We start from the raw sequence: 24,540 nt of genomic DNA, 5'->3' as shown, positions 1-24,540 counted from the left end.
AATCGAATTGGTGGCAATAGTCAAAAAGTATATTGTGGTAAATTGAAGCGCTGGATTAATTATAGTAGAGTCTTCAAGGGTTGATCGCAATGAATAATCCCATAGTGGATGAGCGCGGCACTATTTTGACAATAGATCGGAATAATTTCGAGAAGATCATTGGGTAGAAAAAAGAGTGCAATGAGCCAAAATAAGCCTAAGTTATACAATGGATATCCGAATAAATTAGATTTAGTGGCGCCATCATTTGTCGTATTATCTGCATATATTCCTATACATCTGGCTAAACTTTCGATTTTTCTGGCCACTTCGGTATGGTTGTTCACTGAAACGATTGTGCTCTGTGCACACGTGGTATAATCCTGCGAGGTTAAAGATTATTCTTACCTATCTTGATGGTTGCTTGCGATTATTTATGGGTTGCCATGGGGCAATAATCCATGCGTGTGGATCTGTTTGTCGGATCCACTCGTGCCGTGCGCAGACTGCGTTCTGGTCGAGCGAAACAATACAACGAATAGGAAAAGAGAATAGAGTGAAAATGGATTACCGATCGCGATCAGGTATCGATTAAAGAATGATTGTACTAGGGCGAACAATAATAGCCGACCGATCACCAAGCTGTCGCTTCTGGTTCTTTCACCCTGGCGCACCTGTTGGAGAGCTCCGGCAATCAATACGATGATCAGAAGTACTGAAAGCAGCAAGCCACATTCCAGAACGATGGTGATATATGAACTTTCTGTAGAAAAACCGATGTCTTCGGCAGTGGCGCTGCGTAGCCCGGTGCCAAAGAGGATTGTCGCCAAATCGCGTCCGGCGATCAGGTCAAACCCTTGACCCCAGAGGTTTGTGCGCCCAGTTCCTCCCGATTGAAGTCCTCGGGTTGCTGAGTTCAGATCGAGGATGCGTTCGGCATAGCCAATCACTTGGGTTCCAAGTCCGGTCCCAAATCCTAGAGCGATTATCATGATCGATACCACTCCCAGTACTCTGGCTCGCCTGAGTGTCAGTGGAAACATTCCGATGCTCCAGCCAATGCAGAGGCTAGCCATGAGTGCCAACAACCCTGCACGCGACGAAGCGGCCAGCACAAGGGATATGGAAAGCCCTGCCTGCACCCGATATATCATCCGCTGCCAGCCAGCGAGTTGTGAGCCTCTCGCCCAGAGGATGATAGCGCCCGCACCGAAGATATAGCCGGTCAGGTTTGGATGCAGCCCGAATGGAGTAAAACGCAGAAGCCCGCGTCCCTCCACATGCTGCGCGGAAATTCCGATGATGAAGCCCTGTAGATCTGATATGATGCCTGTGGGCACCATCACCGCATAACAAAAGGCTAGGGTGGCGAAAATCTGTCGGAATGGCAGCGCCCTAGTGATCACCATTGCAGGGACAACTGCCATAGCGAACATGAGCGCGAACATCATCGAATAGGTCACGCCGGACAAAAGTGCGGCAAGACAGGAGATAGAGGTGATCGAGAGCAATATAATTTCCATCGCTCCCAATGGTAGAGTCCGCACTTTGCGCTGTCCCAGTAGAATGAGCGCTAGGAGGGATAGCACTACAAGACTGCCGATTTGTGCTAGCAGTCCTATCCCTCCAGGCAGTACCGAAAGAAATGGTAGTGTGAACCCCAGAAACAACATGCAATTAGAGAGATTGTAGCGGCTCATGTCTTTGACCGCTGGCGCCGGAGCCAGATCAATTGCGCAACCATAATTGCTTCGGCAATTACCTGCGCAATCGCCGCAATGATCATATCTGCGGATAGAAAAGTCACGATAACCACCGCTGCAGATAGCACTAGGTAAAGCCATGCATAGCCAGCCTGCAGGTTCATTGCGATCAACCCTGCGGCCTGAGCGTTCCAGATCGCAAACATCACCGCAGCCAGCGACAGGAAGAAAAAGAGCATTTTCGGTGCAGAAAGATTGCCGTGCGAAATCCAGCCCAGAAGCCAAGGGCCAGCAAAGCACAGCACCAGCCCGAAGGGTGCTGTTGCCAGCACTGCCATACCGAGGTTCAGTCTGTTGAGCTGGCCTTCCAGTTTATGGTCTCCTGCGGTGATCGCATGGGTTAACTCGGGGATTGAAGGGCGCAGGAACAGACCAGAAAATTGTAATGGTATGCGGCTCAGTGTCCGCGCTGGACCAAAAGCGGCCACTACTGCGGGCCCTGAAGCCGCTCCAAGTGCTGTCACCATGCCCTGCAGCATCAATGCCCCGGCCATGGTCTGGGCCAAGGCTGCCAGAGAGGGCCGGGCAAGCCTTGCGACGGTCGTGCTATCCGCATGGCGTAGGCCGAACTCGATCCAAGGCTCGCGTCGTTTCAGGCAGATCACGAACAATCCGAAAGAGCATGACCGCATGATGGCCATGATCGCCAGAACCACAACGATCTCTTGGCCGCTCAGTACCAGCGTAACCATTACGGCTCCCTCAATCAGGATCATCGTGCCGTAAAAGCTCATCGACCAAGCAAAGGCATGGGTGGCGCGATAGGCGATGTTAACTACGCTCATCAGGCTGACGATCATGGAATAAATGGTGACTAGCACAACAGCCTTGGCTAGATCGCCAGCGGACAGCCCTGAAGTGCCCTCGCTATCGCTCAGCCCATAGCATATCGCGCCCGAAATCACCAAAAGGGCTACCAGAGAAACCCCCCCGCCGATAAAGGCGATGGTGCTTTGAAACACCCGGAGCCCCTCGCTGTAATCTTTCTGTGCGACACTGGCCGTAAGTGCTGCCCCCGCTGCCGTTCCAAAGCCAAAATCTGATAGCGCAATATAGGTAGGAATCGTCATCAGCATCAGCCAGAGCCCATAGCCTTCGGCGCCCCAAGCGTGAGTCATCACGGGAATCGACAGCAGCTGGACAAAAGTGATAGAACATTTGTCGTAGATGTTCGACAATACGCCGCGCATCATGCGACCGCGGGGTGTTGTGGACCGCAAGTCCCGCCAGAGTGCGACCACAGAAATGCGCCGTATCTTCATTTATCGTCCGCAAAAGGCAAGGCGTCGGACCAGTTGCGCAGACCTGTAAGCAGCCGTCGGCCCAATTCGGGGGTCGCCGGGTCAAGTCCCATAGCTACATTGCCGCGCGTGCGCCCAATCGCATGCGAGGCAACCAGTGTGATTCCTCCCACATTTTCTGCCATTGCGGCGCCGAGAAGAGCCTGCGCCAGCACGGCAGGATCTCTCAGATCAGCATCGCAAGCCGTGGCGAGATGGGCCCGCGCCGCTGCATCGGTTGCCAACCAGCGCCGCATTGGTTCCAGACCACGTTTCAGCGCCCGATGCGTAATGCGGAATGGCTCTGCGGCCCCTTCTGCCAATGGAGCGTCCAGTGCTGACCAACTGTATTGTACCACCGTGAAAATTTTCGGCCTAGCCGCGAGAATACGCGCCGTCTCGACGCGTGTGGTGGCAAGGCCGAGTGCGCCGAACTTGCCGGCCACACGCGCACTCTCCAGCGCAATCAGCAATTCATCGGTCAGATCTTCAAGCCGCAACTCATGCAAGGCCAGCACATCGATGCGCGATCTGCGCAAGTAACGCAGGCTATTTTCTAGTGAGGCCAGGATATGGGCAGGTGTGAAATCTCTGCGTCGGTTCGGCGGCTCGGCTGTCGGTGCAGTAGCACCGCGCAGCCGACGGCGCAGAGGGCCCAACACCGCTCGAGCCACAAGCTTCATCGCAGGTGCGCGCCGGCCCGGAAGTCCGGCCTTGGTTGTTATGGTGACGGAATCACCTTGCCCTTTCAACGCTCGGCCAAGAACCTCTTCCGAGGTGCCCATCCCATACAGTGGCGCAGTATCGAAATGGCGTGCGCCCGCATCAAGAGCGGCATGGATCAGTCGCTGATCATGGCGAATCGGGCTGCCTGCGGTCAACCAAGCACATCCAATCCCAATCGCGGTAGTGTTTAGCGGGCTTTCAGGCAGTTGTGGCATGGTGTCCCCCTATATCACCCGCTTCGGCGCGGTGGCGGATGATTAGATGTTCTGCCAGCCGCTGGCCGAGCGCGATCGCGGTGAAAGTGGGATTTGCAAAACCCGATGTGGGGTAGACGGCCTGCCCGGCAACATGCAGGTTGTCGGTGCCGAAAACCTTGCAATCACGGTCAACCACTCCCTCCTCGGGTCTTTCTGCCATTCTGGCACCACCCATATGGTGATTGGCATCATCTGCCCCGGCGAGATAGGCCGGATCCCGGGCAAGCAACTCTTCGCTCAGTGTGACTTTTGCCAGTCCCTGATCTTGAAGATAATCCTTCAGCAACAATGCAAAGCGCGCCATTGTTTCGATATCTTCCGGAGCGATCCGCCAATCAACATCGACCTCCGCCAACCCAAGCGGATCAACGCGCCCGCTGAGTGTGATTCGGCTTTCGTTCATTGGACGTTGTTCGGCCGTCATCCGCAGTTGAATGCCTCGGTCGGCGATATTCATGACTCTGCGATAGCGCAGATAGCGCAGGGCCATGGGCCCAACAAAACGCAAGGTTTTCAGTAGCGTCAGCGGATTATTCAGCGCTCCGCCCCGCAACCGCCCGCGCAAGAGCCCCTTTACTAGGATTTTCAGGTTGGCGAGATTTTCCGAAATCGAACTAGAATAGACGAAGTGTGATGAGATATCGAGAAGTGCTTCGGACTTTTGTGTTTGTGCGGATAGCCGTAACTTGGGAGCATATTTGACCCCACGCAGTACCGCATTGTCAAAGACTTGACCAAAGCGCTTGTGATCAATCGGTTCGATTGTGCCCGCCCACGTATCGACGTGATCCATAAAGCCGCGGCCAACCCAAGCGTTGTTCGCCCAAGGCACTGAGCTATTAGCTTTGGCTGCCAGCAGAAGCAGGCGCGAAATCTCGATCGTGCCATTCGCCAGAACGATCTGGCGCCCACGCAATACAGGCTTTGTGCCATCGGGCATATGCAACTCGACAGCATCGATCTGCATAGGTTGTGCCATCCGCAGCGCGCCCACCTGTGCTCCGGTGATGACATCCAGTTGCGCGAGCCCGCGCAGATCCTCGCGGAAGGCTATTGTGAAATTCGGCTCGCGCGCCCAGCGGGTAAAAAAAGGTTCGATCCCGCCTGTAGCTGGTGGTGGCGTGATGCCAAGGGCGTTCCAAACTTCCGCATCTTGGCGCACTACGTCGCCCATGCCGATTATCTCGAATGTTGCATCGAACCAAGGCGATACTTCAGAGGCGGAAATAGGCCAGTCCGCAGGTGCAACCCAGGGCCGGTGTTCGAAAACCACGGGATCAAATGGGACCAACTGGCCACCCCAGAAAGCAGTGGTGCCACCCAAGTTGCGAAAGCGGCCGAGATGCAGCCCCGGCAAGCTATGGCCGATGGCGCGGGCGCGGGCAAAAAAGCTTTGCGACTTCTGGTCCGGTCCGTCCGGTCCGGCCTCGATCAGCGAAACCCGAAGCCCTGCCCGCGCCAGCCGCACTGCCAGCGGGATGCCAACAGCGCCAGCGCCTACAACCACGACGTCAAAAAACGGGGCGGCTGCAAAATCATACTCGCTGGCTTGGAACAGCATCAGACCGCCTCGACAGTTTCGAGCCAGTAGGCATAGGTCTGAGAAATACCCTTCTCCAGGCTGCGCACCTGGTTCCAGCCCATTGCCTGCAGGCGTGAGCTGTCCATCAGCTTGCGCGGCGTGCCGTCGGGCTTGGTCGCGTCGAATACCAGTTCCGCCTCATAGCCTACCACTTTCGCGATGGTCTCGGCCAGTTCGCGGATCGTCACCTCGATGCCGGAGCCGACGTTGACATGCTCAAACCCGGAATAGGTTTTCAGCAGGAAGATCAGCGCATCGGCCAGATCGTCGCAATGCATGAACTCGCGCAGGGGCGTGCCCGAACCCCAGACCGTCACCGTCTCTGCACCTGAGACCTTGGCCTCATGGAATTTGCGTAGCAGCGCGGGCAGGACGTGAGAAGAGTTCAGGTCGTAATTGTCGCCCGGCCCGTAAAGGTTGGTCGGCATCGCCGAGATCCAGTCACGCCCATGCTGCTGGCGATAGGCCTGGGTCAGGCGGATCCCGGCTATCTTGGCAATGGCATACCATTCATTGGTCTGCTCAAGCGGGCCGGTCAGCATGCTGTCTTCCGGGATCGGCTGCGGCGCCAGTTTCGGATAGATGCAGGAGGAGCCGAGGAACAGCACCCGTTCGACATCATTCTCATGCGCGGCGTTCAGGATATTCGCCTCGATCATCAGGTTCTGATAGAGGAAGTCGACCGGGAAGTCATTATTGGCCTTGATGCCACCGACCTTTGCGGCGGCCAGCACGATGGCATCGGGTTTGGTCCTGGCCATCCAGGCTTTGACCTGCGCCTGGTCGACGAGGTCGACGACATCGCGCCCGGCGGTGATGACCTCGCAGCCTTCATCAGCCAGCCTGCGTACGACCGCTCCGCCAACCATGCCGCGATGGCCTGCAACCCAGATGCGTTTATTGGATAGATCGTAGCTCATGTGAGGCTCACCCGATGTCGCTGGCTGCATCCCTTATCCCTCCACACTCACCGGCACGTCATGCCCATGCTCCTTAAGCAGCGCGTGGCGTTGGGCGACGCGGAGGTCGGCGGATACCATCTCGGAGCACATTTCCTGCACGGTGATCTCCGGCACCCAGCCGAGGCGCTCTTGGGCTTTGGTGGGGTCGCCGAGCAGGGTTTCCACCTCGGCGGGGCGGAAGTAGCGCGGATCGATCCGCATGATGATATCGCCCGGCTTCACGGCCGGAGCTTTGTCGCCCGAGACCGAGACCACGGTTGCGATCTCGCTCACGCCCTCGCCGGTGAAGGCCAGTTCGATCCCCAGCTCCTGCGCCGACCAGGTGATGAACTGGCGCACCGAATATTGCACGCCGGTGGCGATGACGAAATCCTCGGCCACATCCTGTTGCAGCATCATCCATTGCATGCGGACATAGTCTTTGGCATGGCCCCAGTCGCGAAGGCTGTCGATATTGCCCATATACAGACAGGATTCCAGCCCCTGGGCGATATTCGCCAGCCCGCGGGTGATCTTGCGGGTGACGAAGGTCTCGCCGCGGCGCGGGCTCTCATGGTTGAAGAGGATGCCGTTGCAGGCATACATGCCGTAAGCCTCGCGGTAATTCACCGTGATCCAATAGGCATAGAGCTTGGCCACAGCGTAAGGAGACCGGGGCCAGAAAGGCGTGGTCTCGCGCTGCGGGACTTCCTGCACGAGGCCATAAAGTTCAGAAGTCGAGGCCTGGTAGAAGCGGGTCTTCTGCTCCAGCCCTAGGAAGCGGATCGCTTCCAAAAGGCGCAAAGTGCCGATCCCGTCGACATCGGCGGTATATTCTGGGGCCTCGAAAGACACGGCGACATGGCTTTGTGCGCCGAGGTTATAGACCTCGTCGGGCTGGACCTCCTGCAAGATGCGGGTCAGGTTGGAACTGTCGGTCAGATCGCCGTAATGCAGCCGGAAATGCGCATTCGAGACATGCGGATCCTGGTAGATGTGATCGACGCGCTGCGTGTTGAAAGACGAAGCGCGGCGCTTGATCCCATGCACTTCATAGCCCTTTTCGAGCAGGAATTCGGCCAGGTAAGAGCCGTCCTGGCCGGTGATGCCAGTGATAAGGGCCTTTTTCATGTCTGTCTCGTTCTGTTGATCAGGGGGGATTCCGTCGCTTTGGCGACAGGATGTGCAATGGGTTGGGGCTGGCCGGTCAGTTCATGGGCGGCAAGACGGAAGCGTTCCAAGATGCGCCTGTTGTCCCAATGTTCCAGAGCGCGGGCCCGGGCGGCATGCCCGCAGGCCTCGCGCTGTTCGGGGTTGTCGAGCATTGCGGAAATCGCCTCTGCCAGCGCGGCCGCATCGCCGGGCGGTGTGACACTGCCGCACTCTGCGATCTCATCGGCCAAAGCGGTGCCCGGCTCGGCAGTGGCCAGAACCGGGCGACCCGAGGCCAGCATATTCGTGAGCTTCGAGGGCAGCACCGACTCTGAGACGCCCGCGATCTGGGGCAGGAGATGCAGGCTCGCAAGGCCAAGCAGATCCCCCAGCCGCTCCAGCGGCTGCAGCGGGAAGAAGGAGATATTGTCGAGACCAGAGGAAAGCGCCTTCAGCTCATCGAGGAAAGGCCCCTGGCCGCAGATCACAAAGCGCAGATCCTTGCGATGCGCCAGCCGGCGCGCCACATCGGGAAGGATCTCAAGCCCCTGCTTATTCGCGATATTGCCAGAGTAAAGCAGCACATGCTCTTCGGTGATGCCGAATTCTTCCCGGTAGGGCGAAGGGCCGGTCAGGGGTGTGACATCATCCAGCCTGGCCCAGTTGCGCAGCTCAAAAATGCGGCCGGGCGGCAGGCCTTTCTCCGACAGTTTGCGCAGCATCGGGCCCGAGATCGTGCTGACCCTGTCAAAGCGGCGATGGATCCAGCGGTCGAATTTCCGGGCAAGGCGGCCGGCAAGGCTGGCCGGTTTCAGAAGACCGGTGGCAAAGGCGGCTTCGACCTCGAAATCCTGGACATGCAGCCAGCATTTCGCCCCGGAAAGCCGCGCCAGCGCCCAGGCGAAGGGGGCAGGCAGCAGCGCAGGTGCGATCACCAGCACCATATCGGGGCGCCCGATAAGGGCTTTCCAGGCCAGAACCGGAAAGGAGGTCAGCGCGAAGCTGGCATGGTGCAGAATACGCCGCGCGCCGGTGGGCTTTGCCGGCACGTAATGCGGACAGCGGATATAGCTGACCCCCGAAGGCAGTTCGCCCCGGCTCCAGAAAAAGCGCGAATGGCCGGGAAACACTTTCCAGGCCGGAAAATAGGGCTGGGCGGTGACCACGCTGACCTGATCGCCAGCCTCTGCCATCGCCTCGGCAAGGCCGGTTGTATAGAGCCCCGTCGAAATCATTTCGGGGGCAAAGTTTATACCAAGTATCAGCAGTTTCATGATTTTATCCCAGGCAGCAAGCCGAAAGATGTTCTGGCCGCTTGCCGGCTGCCTGGCTCATAGACGATTCCCGTCCCCGCATACAGGCCATCCTGACAGGGTCTCTCAGGTGCGCGTCACAAGCTGGAGCGAGGTGAAAACCACAAAGGTGACAGGCCATATCGTGCAAAGGGCAAAGCCCATCATGCGAAACAGGGGCGAAGAGATACCGTTGCGCCTTTGCTCGCGATAGGTCAGCGCGAGCGCAATCAGCGAAATCAGCAGATAGAGCACAACCGCCCCCTGGAACATCATTGTCTCTGTCATGCCATGTCCTCGCTTATTTCCCGGTCGCGCGCAGCACGACCCTGATGGTTTTCAGGATAAGGCCGCAGTCACCCCGAAAACTCAGGTGATGCTCGTAGTCTTCGTCAAATTGCGCCCTTGCCCGGAAAGAGACCGCATTGCGGTCCGAGACCTGCCAGGGGCCGGTCAGGCCGGGACGCAGCCGGTAATAGGCCTGGCCCGGATAGAGATCTTTCTGATCCAGCATCATCGGGCGCGGGCCGACAATGCTCATATCGCCACGCAGCACATTCCAGAGCTGTGGCAATTCATCAAACGAGGTCTTGCGGATCAGGCGGCCGATCCGGGTGATGCGGGGGTCCTGATCCAGCTTCTGATTGAGATCCCATTCGCGCCGGAGTTTCGGATCCCCGGCGAGACAGGCGGCAAGGGCCGCATCCGCATCACGCACCATCGAGCGCAGCTTCCACATGCGGAAGGTCCGGCCGTCTTTGCCAATTCTGGTCTGGCTGTAGAAAGGTGACCTGCCGATAAGCAGCGCAAGCACAACCAGCACCGGCACCACAACAGGCACGAGAATCAGGGCCAGAAAAAAATCCAGAAAGCGTTTGCCGTAAGAACGGTAAAAGCCCTTCCTGGTGGCGCCTGCGAATGGAATCGGGGTCCGTTCAGCGGTGGTCTTACAGGATGTCGACAAGGATCCGTCGGCCATGGGAAGTCCTAAACAAGTTGTTTTTCGAATTTTGCAAAAAAAAACTTGCTTACCAAAGCGCAGAACAGGAAAGAGCCCGGGTGATCCGGGATCAGCGCACAGCTTTTAATCGTTCCCGATTATTTATCAACGCCCATTTTTGTCACAGATTATGACGCCGGTACCAGCCAATGCCGCAATCCACATCATATTACAACCATTTTTAAACCATTAATATGACAGGGCCCTTGCGCGCGCCGCGCCAGAGAGGGCTGGCGGTATCTTTGTGCAAAAAGCCGGGCCTCTGCCCGGCTTTTGTTCAGTTTTCGGTCAGATTGTTCAGCGGAACCGTGATCAGGCTGGGCGTGATCTGCGAGATGACTCGGTCCCATTTGGTGATCGGCTGCTGCGCGATATAAACCACGTCATTCGGGCGCATCTCGAAGCGTGTCGCCAGCATCAGGCCCGCTGCGGCACCGGCATCAAGATGCCAGGCGGTCAGCGCGCCGAATTCACGCGGATCCGCCGAGCCGCGCAGCACGTAGATCTGTCTTGGATTGCCGGTCTTGGCCGCGATGCCGCCCTGATCGAACAGGGCATCGGCAAGGCTTGCGCTCTGGTCATAGGGCAGAGCCCAGCGACCCTGTTTGCCGACCTCGCCGGTCAGATAGACATAGTCCCGCTTCTCGGCCCCAAGCTCGAGCCTTGTGTTGAAATTCGCTCGCTGCTCTTCCAGCTCAGAGCGGCGGATGCCCACTTCCTGGCTGAGTGCGGTGATGGCCGAAGAGCGCGCGCCCTGCAGCGCGAGCTGTTCGGAGAAATAGGCCTCGGCGCGGGTCAGATCATAATCGCTGTCGACAAAGACCGTATCGCCGTCGATGAGGCGGGTTTTCTGATAGCTCTGGTTGCGCAGGAATTCGGTGACCGGGATCTCGTAAAGCGACCCGGCGCGGTAAATGCGGATCACTGCGGAGGAGCGGTCAGGCGCGGCGATGCCGCCCACCGCTGCCAGCGCCGTGTCCAGCGTCAGCGGTGTCAGCGTGACCGGCGCCACACCCGGCTTTGCCACCGCGCCACCGATCGGCACTTTGCGGGCGTTGAATTCGGCCACTTCGAGGCTGAAGCTCGGATCCATCTGGCGCTCAACGAGACGCTGGAACACCGCCGCTTCGGCATCCTCCAGCGTCATACCCGCGATGCGGACCCGGCCGACATCGGGAATGGCGATCGCACCGTCATCCTGGACGGTATAGCCTTGGCGGTTATTTTGCGCGGCCAGGAGGCCCGACAGCTCGGCCACCGAATTGGCGGGCGCCTTGGTCGCGAGCAAAACCACATCCCCGACCCCCACCTGATAGGGGGTCGCCGCGACGGCAGGCGGCAATCTGGTCGCGGGCACGCCCTGGCGTTGTTCGGGCTGGTTGGCGGGCGCGGGCAGGCCGCGCGCCATTGTGCCATGGGTGCCGGCGGTCGCGCTGAAGGCCGCGGGCAGCGCCCGCGGGCTATAGGCCTGCTGATTGGCGGCCAGTGTGGTTTCGGGCGTCAGGCCGATCACCCTGACCTTGGTGCCGTCCACCACGCCTTCGCGGATACTGGTGCTTTGATAGGCAACGCCGCAGCCTGCCAGCGACAGCGCAAGCCCGGCCATGAACGTGGCAAGCAAAGGAGGGTTACGCATCGGAGGCCTCACAGAAGGGGATAACGGGCTGGATCATGGCAGGAAGAGGATATCGACCGGACCCAAGCCCGGATCAAAGGTCTGAATGCTTTGCAGGATGCGGCCCTCCTTCACCCAATGGGTGCCGGAAAGCGCGCCACGCGGGCCATGGCAGGTCTCGTTGACTCGGAGCGCCGTGGTCCATTCCGCCTCGCCGATACGGACCTGTTCCGCCTGTGCGGGGAGAATGTCACAGATGTAAGAGCGGATCTCCAGCCGGTCCTCGCCGTCAAGCAGGCGGTAGATGCGCGGCACCTGTGCGCTGCGCGCCTCGCGGATCAGCGCTGCCGCGGCACCGGTATCGGCGCTCATCAGATCAGTGCCGATACCCCGGGTGCCGATGATCATGCCATCGCGCGTATAGATCTGCACATTATCCGAAGCCTGCCAGCGCCGCACGCCATCGCGCGCGCCCGCTTCATGCAAAAGCGCCGATTGCCCCGCTTTCGGGATCCGCACGATCAGGCGCGCAGCGCCTGCGGGCGCGGCGGTGACCGCCTCGCCGGGGGTGCTGCCGGCATAGCGGGCCAGCAACGCGTCGCGGGTCTGGCCCGAGCAGCTGCTCAGGACCAGGGCTGTCAGCATAAGGGCCAGCGGCATCTTCAAAGGGGTCATCGCCGTCATGCGCTGTCTCATCGCCAGAACCGCCCCCAGCCGATGCCCCGGGCCGCATCCGTCTCATCCCGGGTCAGCCCGTAAAGCCGGTTGCGGACACTGAGCCTTGCGCCGCCATCGCGCTGGATCGGGCGGATCACCTGACCCAGCCTTTGCTGCGTCGGCTGGCCCGTGACCCAGGACAAGGGCAGGCTGATGGTGATCCCCTTGTCAAACGAGCCCTCGCCGAAATCATCAAAGCTGATATCGGTAAGGGTGAAGAAGGCACCCACTTCGAACCCGTTCCCGAAGCGCCGCGTCAGGGTCAGGGTCGAGCCGAGATCGCCCGCGAGATAGCGGCCCGCATCAATCCGGGCAAGATAACCGCCCCCGAAATCGTAATAAAGCGAGGCGTGACCAGTCAGCACATCATAATCGAGAAAACCGAGCCCGCCGTCATAATCGCGCTGTTTCACATAGTTCAGCTCAACCCCAAGCGCATAGCGCCGCTCGACCGGCGCCCAGAGGAGTTCGCCCGAGACCCCGCCGAACATCTTCTCGAACATGCCGGCGCTGACGCGGCCATAGAGGTCCGGGCCGGGGCGGCTGAACCATTCGGCGGTGGCGAAGGCCAGTTTCGGGCCGGTGCTCTTGGCATAAAGCGGCGCATCCGAGCGCACATGCTGCTGGATCGAATCCGAGACGCGGGTCGAGGTGTCGATATTGCCCACCAGCTTTTGCCGGATCGCGCCCGAGAAATAGAGCCCGTTCCCCGGCGACCATTCGCCCAGGAGCTCGGCGCCGAAATCCATCCGCAGCGGATTATCAGGGTCAAAGATCGCGGTCTCGGTATAGGGCAAGAGCCGCAGCGAGGCCTGGCTTTCCAGATCCAGCCGCGGATCGGGCAGCGCGCCCTCGTCTGCCGAACTCAGCGAGTAAGCATCGCGGATATCGGCGCGGGCATAGATCTGCCAGGCACCGTCAGGGGCGAATTCCAGCTCTTCCAGATCCTGGCGCGTCAGGATGACATCCCTCACGGCCATGCCGTGCTCCATGCTGCGGATGCGGAACCGGGTGATCTCAGCCGGCAATACCGCGCTGAGGACGCGCGCGGTACGCCCCCAGGCCTGGGCCGTATTGGGCCATTGCCGGTTGCTGATCGCCACCGTCGCGGTGCCACCCTCGAAACTCAGCCCGTCAAGGCGGATGCCCTGATCCGAAAGCGTCTGCTCAAGCGCCGCGCGCCCTGCGCTGCCCGAGATATCGCCCCAGCTGGCCACGGTGGCAGCGCTGCCGCGCGAGATAGCGGGGGGCGCGCTTTCGTGTCCCGAAGGCGCGGAGGGGCGGGTCGGGTCCAGCACCAGCGTATAGCTCAGCGCGGCCTCGGAGCCATGCAGCACCGAAAGCCCGAGGATACCGCCATTGTCGAAGCGGTATTCCATCCCGAGATTGACCGGCGTGCGGTGGCGGTAGCCCAGGCGGGCAATCTCCTGATCCATCGCATCCGAAGAATATTCAAGGCTCAGCTGCAGCCGATCTGTTGCCTGCCAGTCCACCGCGAGAAAGAAAGCCGCATCGCCGCGGAAAAACCGGTCAAATCCCACGCGCCCGGTATCTGCGATGCCGGTGAAGCGGCCGCGATCATCGAAGCGGTCAGAGAGGATCGAAAGCGGATTTCGGACGCTGCCATAAGAGCCGAACCGGCCCCAGCCGATCCCGCCCGAGGCGCTGACCGTCTCACTGAGGGTTTTCGAGGCCACCAGATATTCGGCCGAAAAGATGCCGGTACCGCCAAAATCCTGCAACCCCACCGAAAGCGCCGGACGCCAGCCATCGGGATTTTCCGTCAGGATCTGATAGCGCAGGTCGAAGCTGCGGTCATAGAGCGAGCTGCCATCAGAGAAGTAATTGTCGAGATAGGAATACCGAAACACCCCGGTCACACGCGGGCTGATCTGGAAGGCCATGGTGGCGCGGCGGATATCGCGGCCAAACTGGTTCAGAGTAAAAGCAAAACTGCCATCGGGCATTGCCCAGGCCGAAGGCATGTCGATATGGCCCGGCACCCCATAGGAGGACAGACCCGGCATCCGCCGGTCATCGGCCTCCTGCGCTGCCACAGGAGCGGCGAGGGGGGCCGTGAATAAGGCGAAAGAGGCAAGAATCATCGCCCCCTTTTTCGGTGCGGATCTCGCGTTTCTCTCGTCCGAAAAGGGATCCGCTGGCAGGCGTCGCATCTTTTCCGTTTCCAACCATCCGCGTCACGACCGGAAAGGCCTGGGTGTCGCAGTATTTCTGTTCTCAAAATCCCCCAAAGCCCCATGGCCCGATTGCAGGCCCGCGGGTGGTCAGGCTCTTGCGCTATGAGATCTGTTTGCCTTCACCCGTATAATAATTTTTGCCGTAGCTGGCATAGGCACCATAGCTGTCGCCATAGCCGTAGCGCCGCATCCCCTGCGGGTCGACCAGCGTCAGCACAAAGCCCGCCGGCGTCACATTGACCAGCTCGAGCTGGTGCATTGCCGCCCGGACCTGATCGGTCGAGGTGCGGTCCCAATGCACGGCGAAAATCACCGCATCAGCCTGTTGCGCGATGATCCTGGCATCAGGCACGACAAGGACCGGCGGCGTATCGATCAGGATCAGATCATAGAGCCCGCGCGCCTGGGCGATCAGGTCAGCGAAGCGCTCGGAAGAAAAGAGATCCGCCGCATTGATCGTGATTTTCGATTCAGACAGCAGATCCCCGACTCCGGCAATCGACTGTACCGCCTCCGACAGCGGGATCTTCCCCTCGATCACCTCGGCCACGCCGGGTTTCCCCTTGCCGATCCCGTCGAAATACTCGCTGAGCGGCGAGAGGCGCATATCGCCCTCGATCACCAGCACCTTGCGACCCAGCATGGTCATATTCTGCGCCAGCGCCAGCGTCGTGGTGGTCTTGCCCTCACCGGGAACCGAAGAGGTGATCATGATGACCTGCGGCGCCTTTTCTGCCGAAGACAGCAGGATCGAGACCCTGAGATTGCGGATCGCCTCGGCGGCGGCCGAAGCCGGGTTGCGCGCCAGATATCCCAGAACGCCCTTGCGGCTGCGCTCATCAATCTTCGGCACCTGGGCAAAAACCGAGCGGCCGGTCAGCGCCTCAAGCTCTTGCGGCGTGCGGATCCGGTTGACCATCATTTCGCGCATCAGCACGATCCCGGTGCCGATCATCGTGCCAAGCACCAGCGTCATCGCAAGGATCAGGCTTTTGCGCGGGGCGGAAGGAGCACCAGGCATCACCGCCTGTGACAGGATCCGGCTGTCGGGGCGCTGAATCCCCTGCTGGGCGAGGGTTTCTTTCAGCTGGGTCTGGAACTGATCATAAAGCAGGCGATTGGCCTCGGCCTCGCGCAGCAGTTGCTCAAGCGTCACCAGGTCGCGTGACTGGCTCTCGAAATCAGCGGCAAGCTTCTGCTCCGCTTCGCGCAGCGAACCGTCCTGGGCTTCGACCCGCGCCAGATCCTGGCGGGCGAGCGCCGTCACCCGGGCAAGGGCCGCATTGAAGTTGCGCAGAGCCTCTGCAGGATCTGCCTGTGCGGATCCGGTCGTATCGGCTTCCGGCTGATCCGTCTGAAGCCTGTCAGCCAGACGGATCAGGGCCTCATCCCCGCTGGAAATCGCCTTTGCCATCGGATCAGTGGCGCTTTCGATACGCTCAAGACGCAACCTCAGATCCGCCGCCTGCCCGGTCTGCAATTCGATCCGGCGCCGGGTTTCCTTGAGCTGCCGGTCCAGCGCGCCAAGCGTCTCCAGATCAACCACGCTGGTGGTGGCCCGGAACTCGCGCACCGCCGCCTCGGAAACGTCGATATTTTTCTTCAGAACGATCACCTGCTCCGACAGCCAGGTGATTGCGGTCTCGGTCGCCTCGAAGCGGACCCGCATCTGATCATCAATATAGAGACGCGCGATCGTATCGGCGATCTTCGCGGATTTCGCAGCGGATTCCGTGGTGACGGCAATCTGGAACACAAGACTGTTGGGTACGTTGGAGATTGTCACCTGATCCAGCAGCGCAGTGGTCGCGGATGCACGCTCCTGCGCGGCTTGTTCTTCAGGCGGCAAGACCACCGGATCAGAACCAAGGCCGATGCTGCGACGCAGCGTCGTCGTCAGACCTTCGGGCTGCAAGGCGCCGTTGAACTCGGGATCTGCGGTCAGATCCAGCTCATCCACCACCCGTCCGATCAGAGTGCGCCCGCGCAGAACCTGCACTTCGGTGTTCACAGTCGAACTGTCGGTCGAAAGCCCGCCGAGGATCGCACTCAGCCCCATGCCGGAATTTTCGCGCGCGTCCAGCATCACGACGGCATTTGCTGAATAAAGTGGCACAGCCACACGCCAGGCATAAATACCGCCCAGGATCATGCAGCAAAGGGCAGCCCCAAGCACCACCAGCCTGCCGCGCCAGAGGGTCCGCAGCAGGGCCAGAAGATCGATCGTATCATCAGAGTCAGACATGGCACCCGCAGCTGTCGGCGAAGGGGAAGTGTTCACGTGGGGCCATTCTCACATAAAACATCATATATAAAGCCCGTTCAGCCATTTCAGATCAGGACCGCGCACCCACCCCCGGGAAACAAAACCTGCCACGCGGCCCAGGCCATCAGAAACGGCGTCATCGGGCAGGGCGACCCTAAACGAGCCACCCTGGCGAGACAACCCCTGCATGTAGCGAGGGCCCTGTAAATCCGGTATGTTCCGCCAGTCTGGCGATGGGCTTCGCTGTTGTTTTTCTGTGACCTTTCCGGCCGTTTCACAGCGTCTGGCGGCAGATGTCCCGCGCGGCTCCCTCTGCTCATCCGCACCGGGCCATTCACCCTGAACGGGACAGACAATGGCCGCAGCGGCCTGCGGATGCGGGGCAGCGTACGCTCTGCCAGGAAGAGATTTACCCCGCCCCGACAGGATCGCGGGCCAGAGCCGGATCCTGCCGCCTATCGGGATCCGGCAAGGGCGCCTTTCCCTGCGCCCCTGTTGCAACCGAGCCCGGAGCCCGCAATGCCCCTGACCAGCAGCCTGATCACCGGTCGCATCCCCCTGCCAACAGGCGAGGATTTTGCCGGGGTGAAACTGATCTTCACCCTCTCGGCCTGGGATCGCGAGGGCGAGGACATCCTGCTGCCGGCGGCGCTGACCGTCTCGCTTGATGACGCAGGTGTCCTGCCCGCGGGCTTCCGGCTCTGGCGCAACAGCGAAGGGCTGCATGGCACCCATTACACGGTCACGGCCCGCTGGGACGAACAGGACCGCGCGCGCGGTTCGGTCCCGCGGGAGGCATCGCTGGGCACGATCCAGGTCGGCGCTGCGCCGCAGCATGTGCTGGGAGATCTTCTGGGCAACGCTGTGCCGGCCGCCCCTTCAAGTTTCTGGGTCCAGGCCTCGCAGGCCGAGGTCGCAACGATTCTGGAGACTGCCGAAGCGCTCACGGGGTTCACCGCACCGGGCTATCTGGCAGCCGTGGGAAGCGCGCGCGATCTCGCCCAGACCGGGGCCGCCCAGGCCGCCAGTGAGGCCGCCCGCGCCGAGGCCGCCCGGATCGCAACCCAGACCGCCGCCCAGGCCGCCCAAGCCTCTGCCCGCACAGTTGTCAGCTGGAGCGCGCTCGCGGCGCTTCCCACCGCCGGGCTGACCTCCGGCACCGGTGCCGAAGTGCTCGACAGCGATACCGGCAGCCATACCGATCCCGTGGCCGGCGGCACGGTGGCCAATGCCGGGCGCTACAGCTGGCAGGCCAGCCCCGCAGGCTGGCAGCGGATCGGCGAGACCGGCCTCTCGGCCAGGGTGGCGGCCTCGGGCAGCAGCCTGACCGATCTCTTCACCCTCGCCGAATGTTCCCCCGGCTATCTCGCGATCGGCAATGGCGGCGTGGTCAATGACGGCTCGGGCAACTGGGAGATGAGCCAGCTGATGCGGATGGAGGCGGGCGTCAGCCTTGCCTTCGACATCTCGGCCCATAATGCCGTGGCCCATATCGCCTGCTATACCGCCAGCGGCGCCTTCATCGCGGGCCAGACCGGCACCACCGGCAATCCCACCCCACGCCAGGGCAGCTTTATCACACCCGCAGGCACCGGCCTGATCCGCATCTGCCGCGCCAGCGCCACCCATCCCGTGGTCGCCGCCCGCACCTACCCGAACAGCGCGCACGGCCCGGTGCCGGTCACCCGCTATGCGCTGGCCGCGCCCGCAGGCCTTGCCGGCAGCACCGACCGATCCTGCCGCAAGATCCGCCGCCGCCCGGTGCTGAACGCCGCCTCTAAAATCATCCTTTACGGCGACAGCCGCTTTTCGACCGATTACAGTTTTGCGAAAGACGCTTTCGAGGCCCAGACCGGCGCCTCGGTCTATAATGGGGGCTATTCCGGCCAGACCGCGGCCCAGACTGCGCTGAATGCGCGGCTGTCGCGGATCTGGGCCTATGAGCCCAATGTCATCATATATCAGCCCGGCGGAAATGATGACGGAGCGCCAGGCAGCGTTGGCACCTTCGACGGCTCCGTCTCCGGCGAAAGCCTCGTCACCCAGACGAATATCGCCAGTGACTATACCGGCACCCGGTTCATCCAGGCGGTTGATCATACGGTGCGGAAAATTCAGGATTACTATTACAATATCCGCAGCCGCGCCGCTCTGACCGGGGCCGAGACCGAGGCGGAAAAGACCGCAAAGATCGACGCGGTGAAAAAGCCGCTCCTCGTGCTTTGCACCGATCTGCCGCAAAAGCGCAGCACGGGCAGCTACTGGTCGCTGGAGGGGTCCTGGAGGCGCAAACGCGACGCCATTGCCGAGGTCGGGCGCAGGAACAACGTCCATACCGTTGATCTGCTTGAGGATCTGGCCTGGAATATGGCAGCGGAGCCCGCCTGGACCAGCCCGACCAATATGGTCACGAATAACGGGGTCTATACGATGGACGGGCTGCATCCGAACAAATACGGCCATCAGCAGATCGCTCAGCTGATCTGCGGCGATGCGGGCCTCCTGTGACCTGCCCGCCCCATCATGGCGGGATCCGGCAGGGGATATATCCGGGCGGTATCCTTTAGCACTTCATTAACCACGCCGCCCCATGCTGCCCGGAACGCCTCAGCGGTCCGGGAATGCCCATGCCCTTTTCTTCCGCCAGATCCGTTTTCTCCGGCCCGCTCGCCCGAGCTCTGCCCGGCGTTCTCCCCGGTGCCCGCTCCGAAGAGGCCGATATTCTGCGCGGGATGCTGATCCTCCTCGTGTTGTTCGGCCATGCGTTGCAATTCATCAGCCATGGCGGGCGCGACACCTTCTGGGAAGATCCGCTGTTTCTCGGCATTTACATGTTCCATATGCCGCTTTTCATGGTGCTGGCCGGCTATTTCTCGCCGCGCGCCGGGACAGGATCAGACCTGATGGCGCCCGACCCGCTGGGCTGGCGCCCGGTGCTGCGGCGCGGGTTGCGGCTGATCGGGCCGATGCTGCCCTGGGCCTTGCTGGCGGCGCTGCTGAAAGCCGCAAGCAAAGGCAGCTGGGCCGGGATCCCGTCCATGACCTGGGGCGGGTTCCTCAATCTCTACTGGTTTCTCTGGGCGCTTTTTCTCGCGCTGATCCTTGTCGCAATCGGCCACAGGCTCGGGCGCGGCGCGGGTCTGCTTTATGCGCTGGTCTTTGCCGCCCTCCTCAGCCCGGCCGCCGCCGGGATCTGGCTGGTGCTGCCGCTTTTTGCCTTCACGCTGCCCTTCTTTCTGGCCGGACGGCTTTTGCGCGGACTGGAGTTGCAGGCCCGGGCGCGCCGCAAAAACCGTGTCTGGCACAGGCGGCGGCGGCCGCGCAGCGCCCTCGCGCCCTGGGGACCGGCGCTGACCGCCCTGCCGGTGGCCCTGCTGTGCTTCCTGTTCTGGGACCGCCAGACCTATGCCTATAATAATGGCGCCAGCCTGCTGGCAGATCCGGTGCGGGTCTCGCTGATGTTTCTCGGGGCGGCCAGCGCGACGACCCTGGCAGGCAGCCTGCTCTGGAGGCTGGCACGGGCTTTGACGGGCAGTCCTGTCGGCCAGGGTCTGGCCGAATACGGGCGGATCACCCTGCAGATCTATCTGATCCAGGATCTGGCCTTTGCCTGCCTGCGCGCCGGTCTGCCCTTGATCCCCGGGGCCGGCAGTGAAGATCGCGCCATACAGATCCTGCTGGCCCTGCTGATCGCAGGCCTGATGGCCGCCACAATCTCTGTCAGCTTGCGGATGATGCCGCCCTTAAACCAGCTTTCGGTCCTGCTCTGGCGCAGATCAGGACCGGGGTCGGACAGGCCGGGCCTGATCGGATCAGACGCCCCCTCACACAAAGCATGACCGCCCTGCCCCGATCCCGCAAAGAGCGGTTGACCGGGGCGCAGCCAGGCCCGTCATGTGCGGCCCCTCAGGCGCAGGGTCAGCCTTTGGCGCCCTGCCCCCGGGCATAGACATCCTCATAGCGGATGATGTCATCTTCGCCGAAATAGCTGCCGGTCTGCACCTCGATCAGTACCATCGGCAGCTTGCCGGGATTTTCCATCCGGTGGACGGCGCCAAGCGGGATATAGACCGACTGGTTCTCGGTCACGAGCTTTACCTGATCATCGACGGTGACACGCGCGGTGCCCTCGACCACGATCCAGTGTTCCGAGCGGTGGTGATGCGATTGCAGGCTCAGCGCCGCCCCGGGATGGACATGGATGCGCTTGACCTGGAAACGCTGGCCGATCACCAGGCTCTCATACCAGCCCCAGGGCCGGTAATCGCGCGGCAGGGTCTCGGCCTGGCGGGCGCCTTTCGCCTTCAGGGCCGCGACCGCCTTTTTCACATCCTGGGCGCGGGAGGCATCGGCCACCAGAACCGCATCCTGCATCGCGACCGCGATCACATTCTTCAGCCCGATCCCCACCAGCTCCACCGCCGCGGATTCCGAGCGCAACAGGCTGTTTTCGCAGTCAATCGCCGTGGCATGATCCGAGGTGACCACGCCTTTCGCATCCGGCCCGCCTTCCAGCCAGACCGCATCCCAGCCGCCCAGATCCGACCAGCCGGCGGAGAAGGGCACCACCGAGAGATTGTCGGCCTTTTCCATCACCGCGTAATCGATCGAGACATCCTCGATCCCGTTCCAGACGGCCTCTTCCAGCCGCAGGAAGCCCAGATCGGTGCGGCCCTGGCCAAGCGCGTCGCGCACCTGGGCCACCATCGCCGGCACATGCGCCTCGCAGGCCGCGATCAGATCAGCGGCCCGGAACAGGAAGATCCCGGCGTTCCAGAGGAAATCACCAGCGGCCAGCATCTCGGCCGCGCGGGTGGCATCGGGCTTTTCGACGAAGCGTTTCAGATCGACCGGATCCTCGCCCGCCGCCGCCGCCAGTTCGAGATAGCCATATCCCGTCTCGGGCCGGTCAGGGGTGATGCCGAAGGTCACCAGCCGCGCCGACTCCAGCGCGGAAAGGCCGCGCGCGACCGTCGCGCGGAAGGCCTGCTCATCCGGGATCGCATGATCTGACGGCGCCACCAGCATGATGGCATCGGGGTCGCGCTCCTGCAGATAAAGCGCTGCCGCGAGGATCGCAGGCGCGGTATTGCGCGGCGAGGGCTCGATCAGGATGGGCCCCGGGTCAATGCCGATCGCGGCCAGCTGCTCGGTCACGATGAAACGGAAATCCGAGCCGGTCACCGTCACCGGCGCGGCGAAGCGGAACCCCGCCCCGCTGCCGCTGTGACCCTCGCCGGAAAGCCGCTCGGCCGAGGCCTGGAAGAGCGTCCGCCCCCCGATCTCAAGCGCGAATTGTTTCGGATAACTCTTGCGCGAAAGCGGCCAAAGGCGGGTGCCCGAGCCCCCGCAAAGAAGAACCGGCACAATGGTCTGCAGCGTCATATTCGCCTCTGTTTATTCAGAAAAGCCCATTTGTTCAGGGCAAGGTCGGCCCCGCAGCGCCGCAAGGCACTGCCAGGTCTGCCGGAACCGGGTCTTGTGCTGGGGTCTCAGCCCCGCACAAGAACGACCGTGTTCAGGGGACCAGAGTTCAGTTCGTGGTCGAAGTCGTCGATGTGGTGCCGTCGGTGCCACCATTGCCGCCAACGCCAACCGCCACTGCCAGGCCGGCCGCCACCGCAGCAGCAGCACCGGCAGCGCTCAGACCGCCTGCAACTGGTATGAAGCCGGTGGTCGCAGCACCAGGCGCTGCAACAGCCGTAGTAGCCGTGGTGGTACCAGCACCACCTCCGGCGGATGCAGAAGAGCTGACAGGTTCACCGGCAGGTTGTGGCGCTGTCTCCTGTGCGACCGCGGGCAGGGTCATAACGCTCATAAGCACTGCAACTGTCAGTCCGGTTTTCAGATTCGTCATCTGGGCTCTCCAAATTTCTGACGGGGGATAATATTCAGCATAGCTGACAAAAGCTACAGGATCGCAACCAAATACCCGTCCCCCATATGCCAGCAGCGCATGAAATACCAGTCATCCCTGCGCGATCACGATGCCTGCCTAAAAAAGCGCATCCCGGGCGGGCAGCCGCCTCTCTTCCCGTCAGCCGGCGAACACGGCACGGGAAAGCCGGTAAGCGCGCCGCAAGCGGATCGGGCCCCCGCACCGCTTGCCGGGAAGGGCGTCACCACCGGATGGGGCACTCGCTTGGATCGCCAAATACCGTGACGGCCCTGGCCTTATGGGGCGCGCGCCGGATACGGGGCTGAAACAGATCTACACATGCCCGACCCATGGCGACCACGCGCAAGAGTAAGGACCGTAAGCGGAAGCCGCGCCAGACAGGGTTGAGCGGCCCGAAATCACCCGTCACCGAAAGCATCCTCTTGACCATCAGATTCAGGCCCATGCTGCAGCTTATCCAGGACAGGATCAGGATGCGTTCCCGCGGACTGGCAAGGCGGATCAGGTCGGCGGCCAGAACTGCACAGGCCCCCCGATGAATGACAGGTCGTAATCATAATTGCAGGGGTAAATGGCCAAAGTCGCCATCAGGGGTATTCCCGGCACGTATCGCGTGTTCCAAGCCCGCAGCGCGGGATAGCCGATCACCCCGACCACGGCCAGAGCTGTGCCCCCCTGGGCGAGGAACGCCGCTTGGGATGACAGGACCACCCTATGGGCAAATGCATAAACCGAGGTCATCCGGTGCAGCGGAAATATCCTGCCGGTCGTCGGTGTCCCGATCACATGGTGGCTGTGCAGGTCTGTGAGATCATGATCTTACCCATAGAATGACGGCGGTATGGCTGGATGTTTCAGAGTGAAACCGCCGCGCATGTCACTTCATAGAAACATCCCATAATGTTGCATTATCGGTCTATTATTCGCCATAACAAAAAATTCATTTAAAAACAAATCCTTAAAAAGCATCTCACCGCAATGGTGCCTCTGGTGGCTGGATTCCTCAGCGGGACGGCCTCGACCTTCTTCCCGGCGTCCTTTCCATGCCTTCTGCGTGAGGGCGCCCTGATGCGTATCTCACGCGATCCCATCTGCAATTGGGGCCCCGTCAGGTTCGCTGAGCGCCCCCCTTGAAGTCCTCTCAGATTATCGGGACGCACTCTGGCGGCTGTTTTGAATACCAGCGTGAGGCCGTTATCGACTATCAGAAAACGCCCATGCCCTGGGCCATTCAGCTTCTCGCTGACATGTTCTGGGTCGCCCCCCGGAAAGTCCGCGCCGATCTGATCAAAATGGCGCAGGTATCCTGATGGCCGTCGGTCTTGAGACCGCAATTCCCGTTGTTGGCCAGCTTCTTGGCGAGCTTTTCGGTAAGAAGAAAGGCCCATCCACCTATCAGCAGACGCAAGAGGCTATGGGGGCGCTAGCCAAGTATGCTCGTGAATATGGCGAGCAATACGGCTTCAACCCCCTGACCCTTCTCGGCGCTTCATCGCCCGTAGCTCGCGGCCAGATCATGGATAACCCCATGGAGCAGGCTATCGCAGATGCGAGCATGATTCTCGGTGATGCCTGGACAAAACGGACAGACGCCCAGAAGCTTCAACGCTCGCAAGTGCGGCTCAACGAGCTTCAGGCGAAACTTGATCACCAAACCCTCCGGCCTAAGATCGGTGGGGTCTATGCGCAGCGCGAAGCATCGCCTACCTGCTGTGACCGTCCCGTCTGGGCCAGCACGCTGTGCGGCAAAGACGAGGAGTGGTCTTGCGTATCGCCATCGCCGCCCGGCTGTCTGGCTCCGCCCTGTCGATGTGCTGGCTCATCACATAAGGCGTCCCGGATAACCAGGGGTGGCCGGCATAAGTTCTCTGAT

General features: G+C 61.2%; 18 protein-coding genes. 3 read left to right on the top strand and 15 right to left on the bottom strand.

Features of this window, described 5'->3' with window-relative positions; all coding sequences use genetic code 11:
• Nucleotides 1-413 precede the first annotated feature (413 nt).
• From AC4FS3_RS26120 to AC4FS3_RS26060, 13 genes are all read right to left on the bottom strand, one after another.
• Nucleotides 414-1,679, bottom strand: a complete 1,266-nt coding sequence (locus AC4FS3_RS26120; protein WP_491022941.1) for a hypothetical protein — start codon at nucleotides 1,677-1,679, stop codon at nucleotides 414-416.
• On the bottom strand, nucleotides 1,676-3,004 hold the full coding sequence (locus AC4FS3_RS26115) for a lipopolysaccharide biosynthesis protein (protein WP_491022940.1): 1,329 nt from the start codon (nucleotides 3,002-3,004) through the stop codon (nucleotides 1,676-1,678). The genes AC4FS3_RS26120 and AC4FS3_RS26115 overlap by 4 nt, the downstream gene beginning before the upstream one ends.
• Entirely contained in the window at nucleotides 3,001-3,963 is a 963-nt protein-coding gene (locus tag AC4FS3_RS26110; RefSeq protein WP_491022939.1) for an aldo/keto reductase, read from the bottom strand. The genes AC4FS3_RS26115 and AC4FS3_RS26110 overlap by 4 nt, the downstream gene beginning before the upstream one ends.
• Nucleotides 3,947-5,566, bottom strand: a complete 1,620-nt coding sequence (locus AC4FS3_RS26105; RefSeq protein ID WP_491022938.1) for a GMC oxidoreductase — start codon at nucleotides 5,564-5,566, stop codon at nucleotides 3,947-3,949. Before AC4FS3_RS26105 ends, AC4FS3_RS26110 begins: the two co-directional genes overlap by 17 nt.
• Nucleotides 5,566-6,507: a GDP-L-fucose synthase gene (gene fcl, locus AC4FS3_RS26100; protein WP_491022937.1), complete on the bottom strand. Its 942-nt coding sequence runs from the start codon at nucleotides 6,505-6,507 to the stop codon at nucleotides 5,566-5,568. Before fcl ends, AC4FS3_RS26105 begins: the two co-directional genes overlap by 1 nt.
• Nucleotides 6,508-6,540: 33 nt before the next feature.
• Entirely contained in the window at nucleotides 6,541-7,659 is a 1,119-nt protein-coding gene (gene gmd, locus AC4FS3_RS26095) for a GDP-mannose 4,6-dehydratase (protein ID WP_491022936.1), read from the bottom strand.
• On the bottom strand, nucleotides 7,656-8,954 hold the full coding sequence (locus AC4FS3_RS26090) for a WcaI family glycosyltransferase (RefSeq protein ID WP_491022935.1): 1,299 nt from the start codon (nucleotides 8,952-8,954) through the stop codon (nucleotides 7,656-7,658). The genes gmd and AC4FS3_RS26090 overlap by 4 nt, the downstream gene beginning before the upstream one ends.
• A 105-nt stretch (nucleotides 8,955-9,059) precedes the next feature.
• A complete protein-coding gene (locus AC4FS3_RS26085) occupies nucleotides 9,060-9,260 on the bottom strand; it encodes a hypothetical protein (RefSeq protein ID WP_283180208.1) in 201 nt (66 codons plus the stop codon).
• 13 nt (nucleotides 9,261-9,273) lie between these two features.
• Nucleotides 9,274-9,951: a sugar transferase gene (locus AC4FS3_RS26080; protein ID WP_491022934.1), complete on the bottom strand. Its 678-nt coding sequence runs from the start codon at nucleotides 9,949-9,951 to the stop codon at nucleotides 9,274-9,276.
• Nucleotides 9,952-10,249: 298 nt separating this feature from the next.
• Nucleotides 10,250-11,608 carry a polysaccharide biosynthesis/export family protein gene (locus tag AC4FS3_RS26075; RefSeq protein ID WP_491022933.1) on the bottom strand — a complete coding sequence of 453 codons (1,359 nt, stop codon included), beginning with the start codon at nucleotides 11,606-11,608 and terminating at the stop codon, nucleotides 10,250-10,252.
• Between the two features lie 33 nt (nucleotides 11,609-11,641).
• Entirely contained in the window at nucleotides 11,642-12,271 is a 630-nt protein-coding gene (locus AC4FS3_RS26070; protein ID WP_491022932.1) for a YjbF family lipoprotein, read from the bottom strand.
• 8 nt (nucleotides 12,272-12,279) lie between these two features.
• Complete coding sequence (locus AC4FS3_RS26065) at nucleotides 12,280-14,409, bottom strand: YjbH domain-containing protein (RefSeq protein WP_491022931.1); 2,130 nt, start codon at nucleotides 14,407-14,409, stop codon at nucleotides 12,280-12,282.
• 193 nt (nucleotides 14,410-14,602) lie between these two features.
• The gene (locus AC4FS3_RS26060; protein ID WP_491022930.1) at nucleotides 14,603-16,747 is read right to left on the bottom strand and encodes a GumC family protein; all 2,145 of its coding nucleotides are present in this window, start codon (nucleotides 16,745-16,747) and stop codon (nucleotides 14,603-14,605) included.
• Between the two features lie 540 nt (nucleotides 16,748-17,287).
• Between AC4FS3_RS26060 and AC4FS3_RS26055 the strand changes: the two genes are divergently transcribed.
• Nucleotides 17,288-19,276 carry an SGNH/GDSL hydrolase family protein gene (locus tag AC4FS3_RS26055; protein ID WP_491022929.1) on the top strand — a complete coding sequence of 663 codons (1,989 nt, stop codon included), beginning with the start codon at nucleotides 17,288-17,290 and terminating at the stop codon, nucleotides 19,274-19,276.
• 119 nt (nucleotides 19,277-19,395) lie between these two features.
• Nucleotides 19,396-20,607 (top strand): acyltransferase family protein, encoded by a 1,212-nt coding sequence (locus AC4FS3_RS26050; protein ID WP_491022928.1) that lies wholly within the window; start codon nucleotides 19,396-19,398, stop codon nucleotides 20,605-20,607.
• Between the two features lie 79 nt (nucleotides 20,608-20,686).
• Here AC4FS3_RS26050 and AC4FS3_RS26045 read toward each other — a convergent pair whose 3' ends face one another.
• Both AC4FS3_RS26045 and AC4FS3_RS26040 read right to left on the bottom strand, forming a co-directional pair.
• A complete protein-coding gene (locus AC4FS3_RS26045; protein WP_491022927.1) occupies nucleotides 20,687-22,153 on the bottom strand; it encodes a mannose-1-phosphate guanylyltransferase/mannose-6-phosphate isomerase in 1,467 nt (488 codons plus the stop codon).
• 148 nt (nucleotides 22,154-22,301) lie between these two features.
• Nucleotides 22,302-22,625 (bottom strand): hypothetical protein, encoded by a 324-nt coding sequence (locus AC4FS3_RS26040; RefSeq protein ID WP_491022926.1) that lies wholly within the window; start codon nucleotides 22,623-22,625, stop codon nucleotides 22,302-22,304.
• Between the two features lie 1,351 nt (nucleotides 22,626-23,976).
• Between AC4FS3_RS26040 and AC4FS3_RS26035 the strand changes: the two genes are divergently transcribed.
• The coding region (locus tag AC4FS3_RS26035; protein WP_491022925.1) for a hypothetical protein at nucleotides 23,977-24,540 on the top strand (564 nt) is incomplete at its 3' end.

It is taken from the genome of Pseudogemmobacter sp. TB195 (assembly GCF_058313095.1).
The sequence above is the reverse complement of the archived record's forward strand: the minus strand, read 5'-3'. Positions and strand labels throughout refer to the sequence as shown.

What these genes read in the sequence shown, in the direction of transcription:
- AC4FS3_RS26120 (WP_491022941.1), bottom strand. Translation starts at nt 1,679, where the DNA reads ATGAGCCGCTACAATCTCTCTAATTGCATGTTGTTTCTGGGGTTCACA.
- AC4FS3_RS26115 (WP_491022940.1), bottom strand. Translation starts at nt 3,004, where the DNA reads ATGAAGATACGGCGCATTTCTGTGGTCGCACTCTGGCGGGACTTGCGG.
- AC4FS3_RS26110 (WP_491022939.1), bottom strand. Translation starts at nt 3,963, where the DNA reads ATGCCACAACTGCCTGAAAGCCCGCTAAACACTACCGCGATTGGGATT.
- AC4FS3_RS26105 (WP_491022938.1), bottom strand. Translation starts at nt 5,566, where the DNA reads ATGCTGTTCCAAGCCAGCGAGTATGATTTTGCAGCCGCCCCGTTTTTT.
- fcl (WP_491022937.1), bottom strand. Translation starts at nt 6,507, where the DNA reads ATGAGCTACGATCTATCCAATAAACGCATCTGGGTTGCAGGCCATCGC.
- gmd (WP_491022936.1), bottom strand. Translation starts at nt 7,659, where the DNA reads ATGAAAAAGGCCCTTATCACTGGCATCACCGGCCAGGACGGCTCTTAC.
- AC4FS3_RS26090 (WP_491022935.1), bottom strand. Translation starts at nt 8,954, where the DNA reads ATGAAACTGCTGATACTTGGTATAAACTTTGCCCCCGAAATGATTTCG.
- AC4FS3_RS26085 (WP_283180208.1), bottom strand. Translation starts at nt 9,260, where the DNA reads ATGACAGAGACAATGATGTTCCAGGGGGCGGTTGTGCTCTATCTGCTG.
- AC4FS3_RS26080 (WP_491022934.1), bottom strand. Translation starts at nt 9,951, where the DNA reads ATGGCCGACGGATCCTTGTCGACATCCTGTAAGACCACCGCTGAACGG.
- AC4FS3_RS26075 (WP_491022933.1), bottom strand. Translation starts at nt 11,608, where the DNA reads ATGCGTAACCCTCCTTTGCTTGCCACGTTCATGGCCGGGCTTGCGCTG.
- AC4FS3_RS26070 (WP_491022932.1), bottom strand. Translation starts at nt 12,271, where the DNA reads ATGACGGCGATGACCCCTTTGAAGATGCCGCTGGCCCTTATGCTGACA.
- AC4FS3_RS26065 (WP_491022931.1), bottom strand. Translation starts at nt 14,409, where the DNA reads ATGATTCTTGCCTCTTTCGCCTTATTCACGGCCCCCCTCGCCGCTCCT.
- AC4FS3_RS26060 (WP_491022930.1), bottom strand. Translation starts at nt 16,747, where the DNA reads ATGTCTGACTCTGATGATACGATCGATCTTCTGGCCCTGCTGCGGACC.
- AC4FS3_RS26055 (WP_491022929.1), top strand. Translation starts at nt 17,288, where the DNA reads ATGCCCCTGACCAGCAGCCTGATCACCGGTCGCATCCCCCTGCCAACA.
- AC4FS3_RS26050 (WP_491022928.1), top strand. Translation starts at nt 19,396, where the DNA reads ATGCCCTTTTCTTCCGCCAGATCCGTTTTCTCCGGCCCGCTCGCCCGA.
- AC4FS3_RS26045 (WP_491022927.1), bottom strand. Translation starts at nt 22,153, where the DNA reads ATGACGCTGCAGACCATTGTGCCGGTTCTTCTTTGCGGGGGCTCGGGC.
- AC4FS3_RS26040 (WP_491022926.1), bottom strand. Translation starts at nt 22,625, where the DNA reads ATGACGAATCTGAAAACCGGACTGACAGTTGCAGTGCTTATGAGCGTT.